Here is a 15,962-nt window from a genome sequence, read left to right as displayed (position 1 = left end):
TATCCTGTGAAATTATTTTTTCAACAGTATCTCACTTTTTGGTCTGGAAAATAATGTGAACTAATGCTTTTCCCACAATCTCCTAGTCTCTCTTTTGACTTTTTATTTTTAACTTTTGCCTTGTTTTCCCAGCCTGTGTTTAAAAAAACCTAAAAGTCTGGAGATAGATAAAACTAACAGCTAAATTTGTTACAGTTACCTAGCAATCACAGTTAAGTAGTTTGAATGAGTAGCCAAGCAGCCCGCACCTACGCTTTTTTATCAATTGCAGCAGCAGTTGTAACTATTGGTTTAAAGTTTGGAGCTTACCTGCTAACAGGATCAGTAGGGCTACTTTCTGATGCTATTGAATCATGTGTAAATTTGCTGGCGGCACTAGTGGCATTATGGGCATTGACTTATGCAGCGAAACCCGCCGATGCTGAACATACCTTTGGACATTCTAAAGCCGAGTATTTTTCGAGCGGTGCTGAAGGCGCATTGATTGTTGTGGCAGCTATGAGCATTGCTCTAGAAGCTTGGGGACGCTTGCAGCATCCCGAACCACTGACTCAACTGGGATTAGGGCTAGTGCTTTCATTAGTAGCTACAGTAGTGAATGGTGTGGTGGCTGTTGTCTTACTCAAAGCCGGCAAACGCTTACGTTCTATTACCTTGCGAGCAGATGCTCATCACCTCTTAACCGATGTCTGGACTTCTGGTGGTGTGATACTCGGAATTTTGCTGGTGCAGGTAACAGGTTGGTTGGTACTTGACCCCATCATTGCCCTATTGGTAGCAGTTAATATTATTTGGGCAGGATTTAATTTACTGCGAGAAACCTTTTCTGGACTACTAGACACGGCTTTACCAAAAGAAGAACAAGAAATTATCCGGCAGATATTTAGTGAATACGAACATCAAAATATCCAGTTCCATGCCATGCGCTCTCGATTAGCAGGAACTCGTCGCTTTATTTCCTTTCACGTATTAGTACCAGGAGCCTGGACAGTACGCCAAGGACATGATCTATGTGAAGAGATTGAATTGAAAATTATTCAAGCACTACCAGGAAGCAGTGTTATTACTCATCTTGAGCCTGTGGAAGACCCTACATCTTGGGACGATTTGGAATTGGAACGTCTGAGTCAACATTAATAGGACTGACATACAAAAATTGTTTGTAGAGACTGGGTGTCAGGGTTTAAAGGTATCAGCACTCAGCACTATCAGGACTTACGCACCAAGATTGTCTATGAAGATTGGGTGTAAGGGTGTAAGGGTGTGTGGCGGAAGGGTTTTAGATACATACACCCCTATACCCCTGTACCCCTACACCCTCGCCAAAACCCTTGATTTTTCGTTTTTATGCGTAAGTCCTAACTATTTCGGTAATCAGCCACAAGTAGTATGAAAAAACTGAGATGTCGTTAATTTTTCTTTCTTAGGATACAAGACATCTCAAGAAAAAATAATGCACATTAAAAGTAGTGCGAAAATTCTCAAATTACGATTCATATTTAATTTCTGAAAAAAAGTATACCCGACAAATACTTTTGCCTACTCTCTACTCTCCACTGACACAGATAATTTCACAAAACACAACAGATTACTGTAGGAGATGAATTATTATGGCACTACAAAATGCTGCAAGATTTTTTAAGGCAGTCAAAGCAGATCAAGCATTGCAACAAAAACTCAAAGCCACAGCTAATCCCGAAGCATTTGTCAAAATGGCGAAAGAACGTGGCTATGATTTCACAGTCGCAGAATTAGAGGATGAAATAGATCATTTATCACCCGAAGATTTAGCTGCGATCATAAATCCAGGCTGGGGGCCAAGACGGCATATTAATCCCAGATAGTTCGGGAAATAAAAGGCAAAAAGCCTATACTCAAGACATAAACAGGATTTACACACCAAGATTGTCTGTGGAAATTGGGTGTAAGGGTATATGTATCAAACACCTCTACACCTTTACACCCTTGTCCAAATCCTTGATTTTCCATCTCACTGCGTAAGTCCTAGATCACTTGTATATGCTTTTTGTCTTGGATTTATGATGCTGAACGCGCCTGTGCTAAATCACGTATCAGCAAAGTCTTAGAATTAATGTAATCCGTCAAATTCAGAGTTTCTTCATAATTTAGGACTTTGTTGCTTTCAATCTGTCCTAACAATAACTTAACCAAGTCTTTGTCGTTAAGTCCAAGAAGAGTACTGCTTTGGGTTTGTTCCACTACAGCCCAAAACTGACGTAATATTTTGGAGTTGACAACGCACATCTTCATTACCATCGCTCCTGGCTGAAATGAACTCAGATCAGTGCTGACACAATCTAAAGAAAATCTTAAATTATTGAGTTTAACAGAATCTCATATATTACAAAAACTTATTAATTATATTTAGATTTACATATTCAACAAAATTTATTCATTAAAACCTTCGTCTTTCGTCAGTACAAGTTACCAATGATTCATGACACCCCTACACCCTTACACCAAGTCTCTAGAGATAATCTTTGTGCGTAAGTGCTACACTTATCCTCCTATATTGGTAGACGAGTCATACTTGTAACCGATGGCAAAGACTCTCAAAAACTGGTCAAATACAAGTAGTGTTGCCCATACCGGAGTAATGACAGACCGCGTTTTAATTCTTGGAGGCAGGGGGCGAATTGGTAGTAGTGTCGCGCAGGACATTGCGAACCATACGCAAGCTAAAATCACCATCACTGGGCGTACTCCAGAGATGAGAAATTTGCCATTGGCAGAACGAGAGCAGTATTTAGTTTTAGACTTGGCGGAAGTTGATAAACTACGAGAAGCGATCGCTAATTCTGATTTAGTCGTTCACTGTGCTGGCCCGTTTCACTACCGCGATGCCAATGTTCTGAAACTATGTATTGAACAAGGCGTTAACTATGTAGATGTTAGTGACCATCGTTCTTTTACTAGCAAAGCTTTAAGTTATCACGAAGACGCTGTTGCTGCTGGGGTTACAGCAGTAATTAATACAGGCATCTTCCCTGGTATTTCTAACAGTATGGTGCGCCAGGGTGTGGAACAATTTGATGAAGCAGAAACAATCAAGCTCTATTATTTAGTAGCTGGTTCTGGTGGTGCTGGTATCACAGTTATGCGAACAACTTTTTTAGGCTTGCAGCATCCGTTTGAAGCTTGGTTAGATGGTAAATGGCAGCAAGTCAAACCTTATAGTGAAAGAGAAATTGTTAACTTTCCTTACTATCAACGTAATGGAGTTTACTGGTTTGATATGCCAGAAACCTTCACATTGCCCTACGCCTTTCCTACTGTTAAAAATGTAATTACTAAGTTTGGTTCATTTCCTGATTACTATAATCATCTGACTTGGATAGCAGCACATATTTTTCCTAAATGGTTAATGCAGCGTCGTGGCATGATTGAGTTTTTATCTCATGTCAGCCATACAATGACAGATTTTACCAATCTTTTTAGCGGTATTGGTGTAGCAGTTAGAGCAGAAGTTACAGGCAAAAAGAACGGTTCAACAGGGGTTTATGCTTCTACTGTACTGCACGATAATGCTGCTGTAGCAACTGGCTGTGGTACAGGTACAGTTGCTCAATTAATTCTTGAAGGTAAACTAAATAAACCTGGAGTTTTACCTGTAGAAAATGCCTTACCAACAGATTTATTTACTCAAGTGATGGACAGTCGAGGCATTAAAATTGAACATTTCACTAAATCTGCCTAAAATCATCAGCAACATCCTCATTAAAATCAATAAAATAGTTATCACTGCTTGGTTTAATTACAATAAACCATTTTAATATTTATCTATTAATGGGGTAGCGATCGCATTTTGTTCTTCTGCTGGTAATTTTTCAACTTCTGCGATCGCAATCACAGTTGATATCATCATTAATAGTTCACCAAAGTTACATTCTAGTAAGATGAATCTTATTTGTGAAGCTATTTTTCAGCAACCTTTATCCTAGTGTCAATATTTCTGCTAAAAAAATTTACAGATAAAGGCAATATTTTCAACCACTGTAAACCCAACAGAGGCTCAGGAATCCCATTACCAGCTAAAACAGGAATTATATACTCCTGTCCATCTAATTTTACTTTTCCTTCATAGACATCAAAAAAACGCCTCACCCCGTGCCATTTGCATAGTTCGATTTTGTTCAATTAAATTCCATCCCAGGCTTGCAGCATCTTGAATATCAATTGCTAACCAACCTGTAGTAAATCCTGTATCTAATAGCAAGTCAATCGAATACTCCTCTCCATCAACAGCTATTAGCTCTATCTCAAAAATTAGCTCCCCAATTTCCCCAAACTTGCCTGAAATCATATTCTGTCGCAAGCACCTGTTTCATTGAGACGGAAAGTGACTAGCCACCCATCAGAATATTTTTGACGTGCTTTTTGTTCAGCAATTTCTATATCTGGATCAACAAAATAATCACCACTATTTGGTTCAATTACAATAAAGCAGTTGTAATGTTCATCTATTAATTGCGGAAAAACCTCATCAAAAACGACACGCGCTTTTTGTCCACGAACATTTTTTTTCAGCTTCCCGTCTAGCTAACTCTTCTGGTGGTACTGTAAATTCTGGAAATATTCTACCTTGATGACGACGGCGAACAGGCTTTGTATTCGTCATAGTTGCTTTACCATAGGCTTGTGTTTATCGTAGCTTACAATAATGTTGTGAGCGATCGCTCCAGTTAGAGTAATTACAAAATGCTGAGATAAACAATAACAGTTGCTCAAAAATATTCAACTACCGCAGCAATAGCTGTAGCTATTTCTTCCATAAATTCACTTGAACATTCTCCAACTTTGCGAATTAATCTTTGCACATCCATACCGCGCAATTGTAAAACATCTACAGCAGAAACTTTTGTCAGATTATTAGTTGTGTCTGGTTCAATTTTGACGTGCCAAATATTGCCAGTGTAATATTCTTTCCAGTCTGTTATGGGTGCAATTAATTTAATTGGTAATTGACCAACACCATCAGAACTGACCACCACAGCAGGTCTGATTTTTTTTGATTTCTGCTCCTAGTGTTGGGTCAAAATTAGCCAGCTAAATATCACCCCGTCTAGGTATAGGAGAGCTAGTAGTCAAGCAAGTCTCCTGTCTCTAATTCTTGCCACTCTTTATTTTGTTGGTAATGTAGTAACATTCGCTCGGCTTGTTCTGCTAATATGCGTCGCCGTTCTTCTAATGGCAACTTCATAAACTCGCGTCTGTTGATAGTTTGAGGTTTTACAGATATGGCTTTTGTCTCAATTTGTGTGTTTTCTATCTCAGAAGTAAATTTTGGTATTTCCATAAATTAACGTTTGAATAGCTTTTTACAATTTATGATATCAAGTATTTGATTTTGTTAGCGTAGCTTACCGTAGGTATCACCTATGCTGAACCCTTCTCCTTTAAGCTTTCTCTGCTGAGAAAATAAACACCTCTTCTGATGTAGTTGTCCAAACAAACAAGTTTTGCTTGTCAATATCCAACTCTATCGCAACTGCTTCTAGTTGATGGATAGTGTTATCTTCATCTCTGTATTTAACTAAAGTAGTGAATTGACCAATTTCTAAACTTGGTTCGGTAATTGTAAATTTAACTGGTCGATTAAGCTTGTCTGGTTTCCATCCAGCTATGCCAGTATTTTTTATGCTTTCAGTATGATATTTTGTCACCAATTTATTATCTAAATTATGCCACCATTCAGTAATTATCTGAGATTGTTTTTTATATTTTTCTGTATTATCACAGTACCAACGAATAGAATTATTACTGTACCTGATTGCCTCTATGACTTTTTCTTCCCAATTCTCATCATCTGGATTTATAGAAGTCATTTTCCCTTCAGCTTTTGAGAGTTCTACATAGGCATAAAAGGCTTCAGTATCTTCTCTGTGTTTGAGAACATAATCACGTAGTTCATCACGATTCATACCTTGATACTTAGCTAAAGTCATGCTTTATCCTCCGATGATTTATAGTATCCACTCGGTTCAATCTCGAATTCTATATTTTCTCCAGCAAGTACGTATAAATTACCTGTACGTTCGTCCAGCCTTACCAGTTCTATACTTTTATATATTTTAGTAAGTCGATAACAAATTCTATAGAGTGCTTGAGTTTGTGCGTTTGTGGGTTCCATGTACCCTGTACTTGGTATATTTATTATATATTTTTCAATTAACAGTATATATGTCTTAGGTTAAGAGACGAAACCCAACAATGGTAACGTGTTTGTTAGGTTTCGCTATTGCTTACCCCGACCTACAACTTAAATTTCAAGGTAGTCTCAAATGACCTCCTTCTTTACGAATTTTTTCTAACCCTTCAGGATCATTCACTTCAACTATTCCATCTACTAAATATTCCCACTTTGGAACTTGTGGGTCTAGCGGCACACCTTGCCAATATTTTTCAATGTACTCTTGCTTGGAATCAGTGTAGTACAGATCAACCATGCGTATCGAACTTTTGACACACCAGTTGCACTTGGAATTGTTACTTTTAGTATTAAAGTATTTGCGCCTAGCATCGAGCGGATATGTGCGTATCCAATAGATGTATTTTCCGCAACCCAAATACAAGCCAATCTACTTACAGCATTTGGTGCAATATTTCGACGTACTTCCTCGAAAGCTAATTCCATATCACCAATCGCAACATTTCTATCTATGTCCGATTTTTGAAGCCACTTTGTATCAATACTACCAACTCCAACATAACCACCTGAACGAATAATAGCAGCAGTCGATACATACCAAGCGGTGCGAGGTGATACAACACCCATCGGTATACGACTTTTTTTCAAAATTTCTATAGGAAGGTCTTGTACGCAAAGGTAAGATACTGAAAGGCCAGGATCGGAAATTGCAAGAAAATTTGGAGAAGATAGACGACCAGATGAGGCAATATTAGAACATGGATACCAATCATCTAAATTAATGCCATGAATGAAATCACCAGGATAAGGACTGATCCTCATAAATTTTTGTCCACTGCTTGCTATAAAACTTCATAACAGCCTAGCCATAATATCAATAAAACAAAAACGGTAGAGAAATTTCTCCTCTACCGTTTTCTAAAATTTACTTGAGACTTAATCCCAAACGTTAATTACGACTCAATTCCTTGAGGTAACAATTCCCGGCGCTGTTGAGAACTGACTTGCACATTGCCGTTTTCATCGACATCAACAAGGGCAGTATCGCCATCTTTGATGCGACCAGAGAGAATCTCTTCAGCAAGGCTATCTTCTAACAAGCGCATAATTGCCCTACGTAACGGTCTTGCACCGTAGCTGGGGCTGTAACCTTCTTGGATGAGCCTGTCTTTGAAGCGTTCGGTGACTTCTAAGGTGATGCCTTTTTCTGTCAGGCGACCAAACACTTCTTTGAGCATGATGTCGGCGATTTGGGTGACTTCTTCGCGGTTGAGTTGACGGAAGACGATAATTTCATCCAAACGGTTGAGGAATTCTGGGCGGAAGTACTGTTTGAGTTCTTCGTTAACCAGAGTTTTAATGCGGTTATATTGCGATTCACCAGCATCTTCATTAAATTCAAAGCCGATGGTGGAAGCGCCTTTTTCAATTACCTTAGAACCGATGTTGGATGTCAAAATCAGCAAGGTGTTCTTGAAGTCAACGGTGCGACCTTTAGCATCGGTTAACCGACCGTCTTCTAAAATTTGCAGCAGCATATTGAAGACATCGGGGTGGGCTTTTTCGATTTCGTCGAACAGCACCACGGTATAAGGACGACGACGCACAGCTTCGGTTAATTGACCACCTTCGTTATAACCAACGTAGCCTGGAGGCGAACCAATTAGTTTGCTGACGGTGTGGCGTTCCATATATTCCGACATATCCAGGCGGATCATTGCTTCTTCGGAACCGAAGAAGTAAGAAGCCAAGGATTTTGCCAACTCAGTTTTACCTACCCCAGTCGGCCCGGAGAAGATAAAGCTGGCGATGGGTCGGTTGGGGTTTTTCAAACCGACACGCGCCCGACGGATTGCCCGTGAAACTGCTTTCACTGCGTCTTCTTGTCCGATGAGGCGCTGATGCAAGGTGTCTTCCATGTGCAGCAACTTCTCGGATTCAGACTCGGTGAGCTTGTTGACTGGTACACCTGTCCAGGAAGCGACGATGTGAGCAATGTCTTCTTCGGTAACAACTGGTTCTACACCGTCACCACTTGCACCGTTGGTTTTGCTTTGGGCGATCGCGCGGATTTCGGCTTTGATTTCCATTTCCCGATCGCGCAGTTCCCCGGCTCTGTCAAAGTCTTGGGAACGCACTGCATCATCTTTTTCTTTTAAGATTTGGCGCAGTTCTTTATCTAACTCTTTGGCTGCGGGGGGCAGTTGGGAGTTGATTAACCGCACGCGCGAACCTGCTTCATCAATCAAGTCGATGGCTTTATCTGGCAAGTAGCGATCGCTGATATAACGGTCAGACAATTTCGCTGCTGCGATTAAAGCTTCATCAGAAATTTTCAACTTGTGATGTTGCTCGTAGCGATCGCGCAATCCATGCAATATTTCTATAGTTTCATCAACTGATGGCTCACCTACCATGACTGGCTGGAAGCGGCGTTCTAAGGCTGCATCGCGCTCGATGTGTTTGCGGTATTCGTCGAGGGTGGTGGCACCAATACACTGCAATTCACCTCTTGCCAAGGCGGGTTTGAGGATATTTGCTGCGTCGATCGCACCTTCGGCTGCACCTGCACCAATTAGGGTGTGTACCTCGTCAATTACGAGAATTACGTTACCCGCCTGGCGAATTTCATCCATGATTTTCTTCAGGCGTTCTTCAAATTCACCCCGGTATTTGGTACCTGCTACCAGCAAACCAATATCTAGTGTGACTACGCGCTTGTCTTCCAGGATGTCGGGGACATCTTTGTTGGCAATGCGGCTCGCTAAACCTTCCGCGATCGCAGTTTTACCAACCCCTGGTTCACCAATCAGCACTGGGTTATTTTTTGTCCGGCGACCCAAGATTTGAATTACACGCTCAATTTCTTTCGCGCGTCCTACGACTGGATCAAGTTTATTGTCCGTCGCCATCTGGGTTAGGTTCGAGCCGAATTCATCCAAGGTAGGAGTTTTAGTGCGTCCCGATTGCCCGGTCGCCGAAACCTCTGCTGTTTCTCCCAGCATTCGGATGACTTGGGTTCTTACCTTAGATAGATCCACCCCAAGGTTTTCTAGCACCCTGGCTGCTACACCTTCCCCTTCCCGGATCAGGCCCAACAGCAGATGCTCGGTGCCAATGTAGTTATGCCCTAATTGGCGCGCTTCTTCTAGGGATAGTTCCAGAACCCGCTTTGCCCGTGGCGTAAACGGAATTTCCACGGCCACAAAGCCTGAACCCCGGCCTATGATTTTTTCAACTTCAATACGGGCATCTTTGAGATTGACACCCATTGATTTCAGCACCTTGGCCGCAACTCCTGTGCCTTCCCCAATCAGACCCAGGAGGATCTGCTCGGTTCCCACAAAGTTGTGACCTAAACGGCGGGCCTCTTCTTGGGCCAGCATGATTACCTTAATGGCTTTTTCTGTGAAGCGTTCAAACATGGCATTTTTCCCATCACCTGCGTCGTGCCGGTACGCTGATTTTAGCACAGGCTAAGGTTTTGGGTGTCTGTATCAGAGATAATAGACATCCAAGGGAGACTACTCAAATTGATGGGTGGATTTGTCAACTGTTGATGAATTTTGCTACGGCTACCGAGTTGAGGAGCTTTGATTTACTAGCTTTTCAGCTTGAGTTGTAAATAGTTAGCCGTTGTTATGATAATTTAATTTTACCAGTCACAAATATTAATTATTAGCATATTTTGAATTCAAAAGTCAAAATTTTTCTAAAAATATTTTTTATTTAAAATATAAAAATTTTTCTTATTAAAAATTCTAATGAATTAACTAGAGGGCTAGGGGCTAGAGAAGATGGTTTTCTTGTTTGGTTATGAGTTTTCCCCTGAGTAACTGATACTATGTCGCCAAAAAATGAGCCAGATACGGAAGTTGTACCTCAATCTAACCTTTCAATATCATTCCGGCTAACCCCCAGCCTCTAGCCTCTAACCCCTAACTAATCAACTGCCAAGAAAATTCACTCAACTGTTTGCTCACAATGGTGTGCCACTGGTCTAAAGTTTTTTGAAAATGTGGATATTGCAATTCTGATAACCACAAAATCAAAGCATCTTCGTTGTTGTCTTTGTAATAATGTCGTCGCCGCCCCGCCGTTTTAAAGCCAAATTTCTCATATAAGGATATGGCGGCAATGTTAGAAGCTCTAACTTCCAGGGTGGCGCGTTCTAAACCGCGATCGCAAGCAGTCTTCAACAGAGCATACAATAAAGCCTGACCCAAACCCTGACGGTGGTATTGGGGATGAATCGCCAAAATAGTAATGTGGGCTTCATCGACAATCGACCAAAAGCACCCCATACCCAAGAGTTTAATGCTTGACAATGGTGCAAACAAACCCAGTAACTCGCTGTTCGGGCTTTCTAGTTCGCGTTGATAACCTGCTAAAGTCCAAAGACCACCAAAACAAGTTTGATCAAGTTCGAGGATGGTACTAAGGTCATCAGTTGTGAGCGGCCGCAATTTTAATTCTGATGAAATCACATTTAACTGATCAAAATTATAAGGGGGACTTACTGGCAAGGTTTTCAACAAAACTCTGGTGTTCTGGACTAGCCAAACCTTGCTGCAAAACTGCTAAAACTTTTGCTAAATTCCCGGCTAATAATGCCGCTTTATCTAAGCATAAACCCGGAAAGACACGAGAGTAAATCACACCCTCATGATTAGGTGCAAGTTTGATATATTCCCCTTGCTCTAACTTGAACCAATCAAATTCATTATCATACACACGCCAGACTAAATATTCTTGCACTTGATTGCGGCGGTATACTTTTAACTTGTCGTGTAAATCCAAAGAAACACTACTAGCAGCAACTTCTACAATTAACTCTGGCGCACCTTCAATATAATCATCATCGCTAACACTGGCCTGTCCGCCATTAGTAATTAGCAAACAAGCATCTGGTTGGGGTTCATTATCGGCATCTAAGCAGACAGTGGCATTATCTCCCAACTCTACTCCAGGCGTAGCAGATTCATATAAACCCAACCAAGCCATAACATAAGCATGGGGTTTACCATGACTTCTAAAACGTAAGGGAGATGCCATATAAACAATTCCTTCAATCAGTTCCGCTTTTTTCACTTCCGGCATAGCATGATAACGACGCTCAAATTCTATACGGGTGAGTTTGTCGCCGTTTTCCAAAGGTGGCAGGGTTGATAGAAGAGTAATAGGAGAACTAAGCGTCATAATTTTTTCTCCAAAAATTCGACTGTGAGCCATAAACCCTAATAATCAATAGATTAAAAGGATCATGGTCAACTGAAACAGCGTTGATCAAAAGTGCTGCATTCAAACTAACTGACCTTAAGAGTTGATTTCCGGCTATGGGAAACTTTTCTTGTACTTTTTACTCAGCACTGAGTTGGTAAACTGAAAATCGGGACACTTCCTCAAGCTCTTAATTTGTATAAGGACAACTTACATAGTTATGGTATCGACTCACCCCACTGAGGTTCAACATACTGGGACTCAGTATTTACCTCAAAAGCGCAATCCAAACGAAACTGTTTCGCCAAACCAGGAACTTTTACCTTTAACAGCTAAGGTTAATAGTGATGACTGTCTGGAAATTGGTGGGTGTGATGTCACAACCCTAGTGCAGCAGTTTGGTTCGCCACTCTATATTTTAGATGAAGAAACTCTCCGTGCGGCTTGTCGGCAATACCGAGATGCTTTTAAGCAATATTACCCTGGTGTATCTCAAGTATTATATGCTTCTAAAGCCTGGAATTGTTTAGCCGTTTGTGCGATCGCAGCCTCGGAAGGTTTGGGAATTGATGTCGTCTCTGGCGGCGAACTTTACACAGCTTTAGCTGCTGGCGTTAGTCCTGAAAAAATTTACCTCCACGGTAATAATAAATCCCAGCCAGAGCTAGTTTTAGCAATTGAATCAGGTGTGACCATTGTTGTCGATAACTGGCAAGAATTACACAATTTGGTGCAATTGACCCAAAACACCCAGCCAGTTCGGATCATGCTGCGGCTAACTCCGGGGATTGAATGCCATACCCACGAATATATTCGTACAGGACACTTAGATAGTAAATTTGGCTTTGATCCCAACGACTTAGACGAAGTATTTTCCTTTGTCAGCAAGCAACCTTCCTTGAACTGCATAGGCTTGCACGCTCATATTGGTTCCCAAATTTTTGAACTGCAACCCCATCAAGATTTAGGGGCTGTGATGGTGCAGTGGTTCCGTGATACTGCTAAGTATGGTTTAAGTTTAACGGAATTAAATATTGGTGGTGGATTAGGCATTCGCTATACAGAATCCGATGATCCCCCAAGTATTGAAGATTGGGTAAAGGTAATTTGTGAAGTTGTTCAAGAAACTTGTGCTGCGGAGAATTTGCCTTTACCAAAGCTATTATGTGAGCCAGGGCGATCATTGATTGCCACAGCTTGTGTTACTGCCTATACCGTTGGCGCAACAAAAGTAGTACCAGAAATTCGTACCTACGTATCTGTTGATGGTGGGATGTCCGATAATCCCCGACCCATCACTTACCAGTCAGTTTATCGGGCTGTAGTTGCTAATAAAATGTCTGCTAATGTAACAGAAACAGTCACTGTAGCTGGCAAACATTGTGAATCAGGAGATATCCTAATTAAAAATGCCCAACTACCCAAGACTGAACCAGGAGATATTCTCGTGGTTATGGCAACTGGTGCGTACAATTACAGTATGGCATCTAACTACAACCGCTTACCCCGACCCGCAGCCGTAGTAGTAGCCAATGGCGAAGCAAATTTGATTTTGCAACGCGAAACTTATCAAGACTTGATTCGGCAAGATTGCCTCCCGGAAAGACTAAAAAGAGGTAATTAGTCCTTGGTCATTAGTCATTTGCAAAAAACTAATGACTAATGACAAATGACAAATGACCTACAGTATTAAAGACAGAAAGATAATCCAGATGTCATGAAAGATTGGTCAAAGCATTGGCTGACAAACCTAGGATGGTCACAGTCCTTGCTACTTGGGACTCTGGATATAGTATTAGTGCTGGCGCTGACGTACATGATACTAGTGATTATTAGTGAGCGCCGGACACTTTGGATGGTGCGAGGATTTATTATTTTAATGTTGGCATCGGCACTCAGCGGTAGATTAGGCTTACCACTGCTGAACTTTGTCTTGGAAAAATTAGTGATTGGTTGTGCTGTGGCGATGGCGGTAGCCTTACAATCAGAATTTCGGCGTTTTTTGGAACAATTAGGGCGCGGAGAATTACGCCAGTTGTTTCAAACATCAAGTTTATCCATCCCCAAATCTGATAGTGTGATTGATGAAATTGTGGATGCGGTGAAAGAACTTTCCAAAAACCGAATTGGAGCTTTGCTAATTCTGGAAACCACTGGCCCAATTGACGAGCGAGATTTTTCTGTGCCTGGAGTTAAGCTGAATGCCGAGGTCTCTAAAGAACTTATACAAACAATTTTTCAGCCAAAAACTTTGTTACATGATGGAGCGACATTAATTCGCGGCTCACGAATTGTATCATCAGGTATAATTCTACCACTTTCGGGACGCACAGCCTCGCGCCAGTTGGGTACACGCCATCGGGCAGCGATGGGAATTACTGAGCGGGTCGAAAATTGTATTTGTGTAGTTGTATCAGAAGAAACTGGTTCTATTTCCTTAGCGGAACGGGGAACTCTAAATAGACCACTGACCATTAGAAAACTAAAAGAGTCCTTAGAGACTCGATTATCTCCAACTGTAGATCGGGAAGCCGTTGCTCCGGGATTATTAAGTTGGGTGCGTCAGATTGGTAGTAAAGCACTGGTACTAGTTTCACGTTTACTTGGATTACCATCGACCGCTTCACGAGACAAAAAATGACTGTACAACAAACTGAACTGCTATATTTGCCTCCCGACTTGAAACGGGAACTACTGCCCAAACACGTTGCGGTGATTATGGATGGCAATGGTCGATGGGCTAAACGTCAAGGCTTACCGCGAATTATGGGACATAAGCGTGGTGTCGATGCTTTGAAAGATTTGCTGCGTTGTTGCAAAGATTGGGGAATTGAGGCACTGACAGCTTATGCGTTTTCCACGGAAAACTGGAAAAGACCGCAGGAAGAAGTAGATTTTTTGATGACTTTATTCCAAGTAGTTTTACGTCAAGAACTGCGGGAAATGGTTGAGGAAAATGTGCAAATTCAGTTTGTAGGAAATTTGCAGGCTTTACCAAGGTCGCTGCAAGCAGAAATTACCCGTTCAATGGAAGCTACCAAGAATAATCGCAGTATTAAATTTTCTGTGGCAACTAATTATGGCGGACGACAGGAAATTTTACAAGCTTGTCGAGCGATCGCCCAAAAAGTCGAGCAAGGTATCCTCAAACCAGATGAAATCGATGAAGCGGTCTTTGAAAGTCATCTGTACACAGCCGGAATTGATGACCCTGATTTATTAATCCGTACTAGCGGTGAAATGCGCCTTTCTAATTTCCTCCTCTGGCAAATGGCCTACGGAGAAATTTACATTACTGATACGCTTTGGCCGGATTTTGACCGGGCTGAATTTCACCGGGCTTTGTGTGCTTATCAGCAACGCGACCGGAGATTTGGGAAAGTGTAACAAAGGGAGTAGAGAATGGGGAATAGGTATTAGTGAAAGAAGATACAAGGGAGACAAGATACTAGGACTTACGCATAAAAACGAAAAATCAAGGGTTTTGGCGAGGGTGTAGGGGTACAGGGTATAGGGGTGTATGTATCTAAAACCCTTCCGCCACACACCCTTACACCCTTACACCCAATCTTCATAGACAATCTTGGTGCGTAAGTCCTGGGTACATAGGGTAAAGGGAGAGATTTTTCCTCTTCTCCCTGCCCTCTGCCCCGTTTCCTCTTACCACTCACCAGTTCACGGGCCAGAAAACACAGCTTGTTCAATATCTTCCCGGCTGAGAGAATACTTGAATGAGCGTTGAATTTCTTGGCGATTTTCTCCAGCTTCAAGATATCTCACTACGATTTGTTCAATATCTAGCCAAAGTTCAGCTTGCCAATCAGGTCTTTGCACGCGCCAACAATGAAGTTGTGTTTCATCTTGTTGACAACCTTGGTCTTTTAACCATTGCTCAATTTGTGGCAGAGGATGATTATATAAAGGAGTATCTGCTGGCAGAAGAGACATAAGAATTTGAGATGGTGCGTTAAGAAATGGTTGATTTGAAGAAGGGAAAGTTATAGTTTGGCAATTCCCCAGAACTAGGGAATTGGGAGAGGGAAGATATTTGCTGTTTTGGGGTTAGTTGGGGTGATTGAGTTTGAAAAGCTGCTTCACCACGAGCGAAGCCAATGGCGATCGCCAGTAATAAACATCCCACAAAAGTCAGCCCCAGAATAAATAAAGCAAAAATTTCCCCAGAAGAAAGGGGGCGATCGCTGGCATCCAGGTAAGCCGATTTCGAGTAATCATAAGAATAACGCACCGGACGATGCAAATCCGCAGGCGCTTGAATTACACCAAAGCGGGAATAACCAATTTTCAAATCATAGCTGAGTCGCCTGTCTGGATGGCTTAAAGTGGCGTAGGCTTCATTAATTTGCTGAAATTTAGCAGTAGCAAGGGACGCAGGTAATTCTGTAGTGTCAGGATGATAGCGTTTACTCAGTTCCCGATAAGCACGGCGAATGTCGATTACCGATGCTGAGGGATGCAGTCCTAATAAAGAATAGTAGGAGGTTTCACGACTTTGTGGCATTGCCCCGTTTTGGTTCACGGCTGTTTGAGGTTTGCAATCAAGTTTTTTCTAATA

19 protein-coding genes are annotated in these 15,962 nt (G+C 41.6%); 6 read left to right on the top strand and 13 right to left on the bottom strand.

Annotated features, from left to right (window positions below):
• Positions 1-225 precede the first annotated feature (225 nt).
• Both ACX27_RS05760 and ACX27_RS05755 read left to right on the top strand, forming a co-directional pair.
• Positions 226-1,137: a cation diffusion facilitator family transporter gene (locus ACX27_RS05760; protein WP_062289578.1), complete on the top strand. Its 912-nt coding sequence runs from the start codon at positions 226-228 to the stop codon at positions 1,135-1,137.
• Between the two features lie 473 nt (positions 1,138-1,610).
• Positions 1,611-1,844, top strand: coding sequence for a Nif11-like leader peptide family natural product precursor (locus ACX27_RS05755; protein WP_062289575.1), 234 nt, complete (start codon positions 1,611-1,613; stop codon positions 1,842-1,844).
• Between the two features lie 193 nt (positions 1,845-2,037).
• Here the strand turns inward: ACX27_RS05755 and ACX27_RS05750 are convergent, their stop codons facing one another.
• The gene (locus ACX27_RS05750) at positions 2,038-2,271 is read right to left on the bottom strand and encodes a hypothetical protein (protein ID WP_062298174.1); all 234 of its coding nucleotides are present in this window, start codon (positions 2,269-2,271) and stop codon (positions 2,038-2,040) included.
• A gap of 346 nt (positions 2,272-2,617) precedes the next feature.
• Here ACX27_RS05750 and ACX27_RS05745 point away from each other — a divergent pair, with 346 nt between their 5' ends.
• Positions 2,618-3,718 (top strand): saccharopine dehydrogenase family protein, encoded by a 1,101-nt coding sequence (locus tag ACX27_RS05745; protein ID WP_062289572.1) that lies wholly within the window; start codon positions 2,618-2,620, stop codon positions 3,716-3,718.
• Positions 3,719-4,108: 390 nt separating this feature from the next.
• On the opposite strand, the gene ACX27_RS35160 is transcribed toward ACX27_RS05745, so the two are convergent.
• From ACX27_RS35160 to ACX27_RS05700, 10 genes are all read right to left on the bottom strand, one after another.
• Positions 4,109-4,324 carry a hypothetical protein gene (locus ACX27_RS35160; RefSeq protein ID WP_335337763.1) on the bottom strand — a complete coding sequence of 72 codons (216 nt, stop codon included), beginning with the start codon at positions 4,322-4,324 and terminating at the stop codon, positions 4,109-4,111.
• 180 nt (positions 4,325-4,504) lie between these two features.
• Positions 4,505-4,639: a hypothetical protein gene (locus ACX27_RS34840; protein WP_256364387.1), complete on the bottom strand. Its 135-nt coding sequence runs from the start codon at positions 4,637-4,639 to the stop codon at positions 4,505-4,507.
• Positions 4,640-4,745: 106 nt separating this feature from the next.
• Positions 4,746-5,012, bottom strand: a complete 267-nt coding sequence (locus ACX27_RS05735; protein WP_062289569.1) for a type II toxin-antitoxin system PemK/MazF family toxin — start codon at positions 5,010-5,012, stop codon at positions 4,746-4,748.
• Positions 5,013-5,098: 86 nt separating this feature from the next.
• Entirely contained in the window at positions 5,099-5,317 is a 219-nt protein-coding gene (locus ACX27_RS05730) for a hypothetical protein (RefSeq protein ID WP_062289567.1), read from the bottom strand.
• Between the two features lie 100 nt (positions 5,318-5,417).
• Positions 5,418-5,966 (bottom strand): DUF6887 family protein, encoded by a 549-nt coding sequence (locus tag ACX27_RS33410; protein ID WP_235526516.1) that lies wholly within the window; start codon positions 5,964-5,966, stop codon positions 5,418-5,420.
• On the bottom strand, positions 5,963-6,151 hold the full coding sequence (locus ACX27_RS33405; protein WP_062289565.1) for a DUF6888 family protein: 189 nt from the start codon (positions 6,149-6,151) through the stop codon (positions 5,963-5,965). The genes ACX27_RS33410 and ACX27_RS33405 overlap by 4 nt, the downstream gene beginning before the upstream one ends.
• A gap of 246 nt (positions 6,152-6,397) precedes the next feature.
• Positions 6,398-6,991, bottom strand: a complete 594-nt coding sequence (locus ACX27_RS05715; protein WP_062289562.1) for a hypothetical protein — start codon at positions 6,989-6,991, stop codon at positions 6,398-6,400.
• Positions 6,992-7,122: 131 nt separating this feature from the next.
• Positions 7,123-9,594: an ATP-dependent Clp protease ATP-binding subunit gene (locus ACX27_RS05710; RefSeq protein WP_062289558.1), complete on the bottom strand. Its 2,472-nt coding sequence runs from the start codon at positions 9,592-9,594 to the stop codon at positions 7,123-7,125.
• A gap of 513 nt (positions 9,595-10,107) precedes the next feature.
• Positions 10,108-10,656: a ribosomal protein S18-alanine N-acetyltransferase gene (gene rimI / locus ACX27_RS05705; RefSeq protein WP_062298173.1), complete on the bottom strand. Its 549-nt coding sequence runs from the start codon at positions 10,654-10,656 to the stop codon at positions 10,108-10,110.
• A 16-nt stretch (positions 10,657-10,672) separates the two neighbouring features.
• Positions 10,673-11,368, bottom strand: coding sequence for a Uma2 family endonuclease (locus ACX27_RS05700; RefSeq protein ID WP_062289554.1), 696 nt, complete (start codon positions 11,366-11,368; stop codon positions 10,673-10,675).
• A gap of 241 nt (positions 11,369-11,609) precedes the next feature.
• On the opposite strand from ACX27_RS05700, the gene lysA reads away from it, so the two are divergent.
• The 3 genes from lysA (at position 11,610) to ACX27_RS05685 (ending at position 14,776) form a co-directional block, all read left to right on the top strand.
• Positions 11,610-13,013: a diaminopimelate decarboxylase gene (gene lysA / locus ACX27_RS05695; RefSeq protein WP_062289549.1), complete on the top strand. Its 1,404-nt coding sequence runs from the start codon at positions 11,610-11,612 to the stop codon at positions 13,011-13,013.
• 93 nt (positions 13,014-13,106) lie between these two features.
• On the top strand, positions 13,107-14,030 hold the full coding sequence (gene cdaA, locus ACX27_RS05690) for a diadenylate cyclase CdaA (protein ID WP_062289546.1): 924 nt from the start codon (positions 13,107-13,109) through the stop codon (positions 14,028-14,030).
• A complete protein-coding gene (locus ACX27_RS05685; protein WP_062289541.1) occupies positions 14,027-14,776 on the top strand; it encodes an isoprenyl transferase in 750 nt (249 codons plus the stop codon). The genes cdaA and ACX27_RS05685 overlap by 4 nt, the downstream gene beginning before the upstream one ends.
• 288 nt (positions 14,777-15,064) lie before the next feature.
• On the opposite strand, the gene ACX27_RS05680 is transcribed toward ACX27_RS05685, so the two are convergent.
• Entirely contained in the window at positions 15,065-15,337 is a 273-nt protein-coding gene (locus tag ACX27_RS05680; RefSeq protein ID WP_062289537.1) for a DUF3143 domain-containing protein, read from the bottom strand.
• Between the two features lie 19 nt (positions 15,338-15,356).
• Positions 15,357-15,908 (bottom strand): J domain-containing protein, encoded by a 552-nt coding sequence (locus ACX27_RS05675; protein WP_062289533.1) that lies wholly within the window; start codon positions 15,906-15,908, stop codon positions 15,357-15,359.
• Between the last annotated feature and the right edge of the window lie 54 nt (positions 15,909-15,962).

The sequence above is a fragment of the Nostoc piscinale CENA21 genome, assembly GCF_001298445.1.
Taxonomy (GTDB): Bacteria; Cyanobacteriota; Cyanobacteriia; order Cyanobacteriales; family Nostocaceae; genus Nostoc_B; species Nostoc_B piscinale_A.
This window is presented reverse-complemented; position numbering and strand designations above follow the sequence as displayed.

What these genes read in the sequence shown, in the direction of transcription:
- ACX27_RS05760 (WP_062289578.1), top strand. Translation starts at nt 226, where the DNA reads ATGAGTAGCCAAGCAGCCCGCACCTACGCTTTTTTATCAATTGCAGCA.
- ACX27_RS05755 (WP_062289575.1), top strand. Translation starts at nt 1,611, where the DNA reads ATGGCACTACAAAATGCTGCAAGATTTTTTAAGGCAGTCAAAGCAGAT.
- ACX27_RS05750 (WP_062298174.1), bottom strand. Translation starts at nt 2,271, where the DNA reads ATGAAGATGTGCGTTGTCAACTCCAAAATATTACGTCAGTTTTGGGCT.
- ACX27_RS05745 (WP_062289572.1), top strand. Translation starts at nt 2,618, where the DNA reads ATGACAGACCGCGTTTTAATTCTTGGAGGCAGGGGGCGAATTGGTAGT.
- ACX27_RS35160 (WP_335337763.1), bottom strand. Translation starts at nt 4,324, where the DNA reads ATGATTTCAGGCAAGTTTGGGGAAATTGGGGAGCTAATTTTTGAGATA.
- ACX27_RS34840 (WP_256364387.1), bottom strand. Translation starts at nt 4,639, where the DNA reads ATGACGAATACAAAGCCTGTTCGCCGTCGTCATCAAGGTAGAATATTT.
- ACX27_RS05730 (WP_062289567.1), bottom strand. Translation starts at nt 5,317, where the DNA reads ATGGAAATACCAAAATTTACTTCTGAGATAGAAAACACACAAATTGAG.
- ACX27_RS33410 (WP_235526516.1), bottom strand. Translation starts at nt 5,966, where the DNA reads ATGACTTTAGCTAAGTATCAAGGTATGAATCGTGATGAACTACGTGAT.
- ACX27_RS33405 (WP_062289565.1), bottom strand. Translation starts at nt 6,151, where the DNA reads ATGGAACCCACAAACGCACAAACTCAAGCACTCTATAGAATTTGTTAT.
- ACX27_RS05715 (WP_062289562.1), bottom strand. Translation starts at nt 6,991, where the DNA reads ATGAGGATCAGTCCTTATCCTGGTGATTTCATTCATGGCATTAATTTA.
- ACX27_RS05710 (WP_062289558.1), bottom strand. Translation starts at nt 9,594, where the DNA reads ATGTTTGAACGCTTCACAGAAAAAGCCATTAAGGTAATCATGCTGGCC.
- ACX27_RS05700 (WP_062289554.1), bottom strand. Translation starts at nt 11,368, where the DNA reads ATGACGCTTAGTTCTCCTATTACTCTTCTATCAACCCTGCCACCTTTG.
- lysA (WP_062289549.1), top strand. Translation starts at nt 11,610, where the DNA reads ATGGTATCGACTCACCCCACTGAGGTTCAACATACTGGGACTCAGTAT.
- cdaA (WP_062289546.1), top strand. Translation starts at nt 13,107, where the DNA reads ATGAAAGATTGGTCAAAGCATTGGCTGACAAACCTAGGATGGTCACAG.
- ACX27_RS05685 (WP_062289541.1), top strand. Translation starts at nt 14,027, where the DNA reads ATGACTGTACAACAAACTGAACTGCTATATTTGCCTCCCGACTTGAAA.
- ACX27_RS05680 (WP_062289537.1), bottom strand. Translation starts at nt 15,337, where the DNA reads ATGTCTCTTCTGCCAGCAGATACTCCTTTATATAATCATCCTCTGCCA.
- ACX27_RS05675 (WP_062289533.1), bottom strand. Translation starts at nt 15,908, where the DNA reads ATGCCACAAAGTCGTGAAACCTCCTACTATTCTTTATTAGGACTGCAT.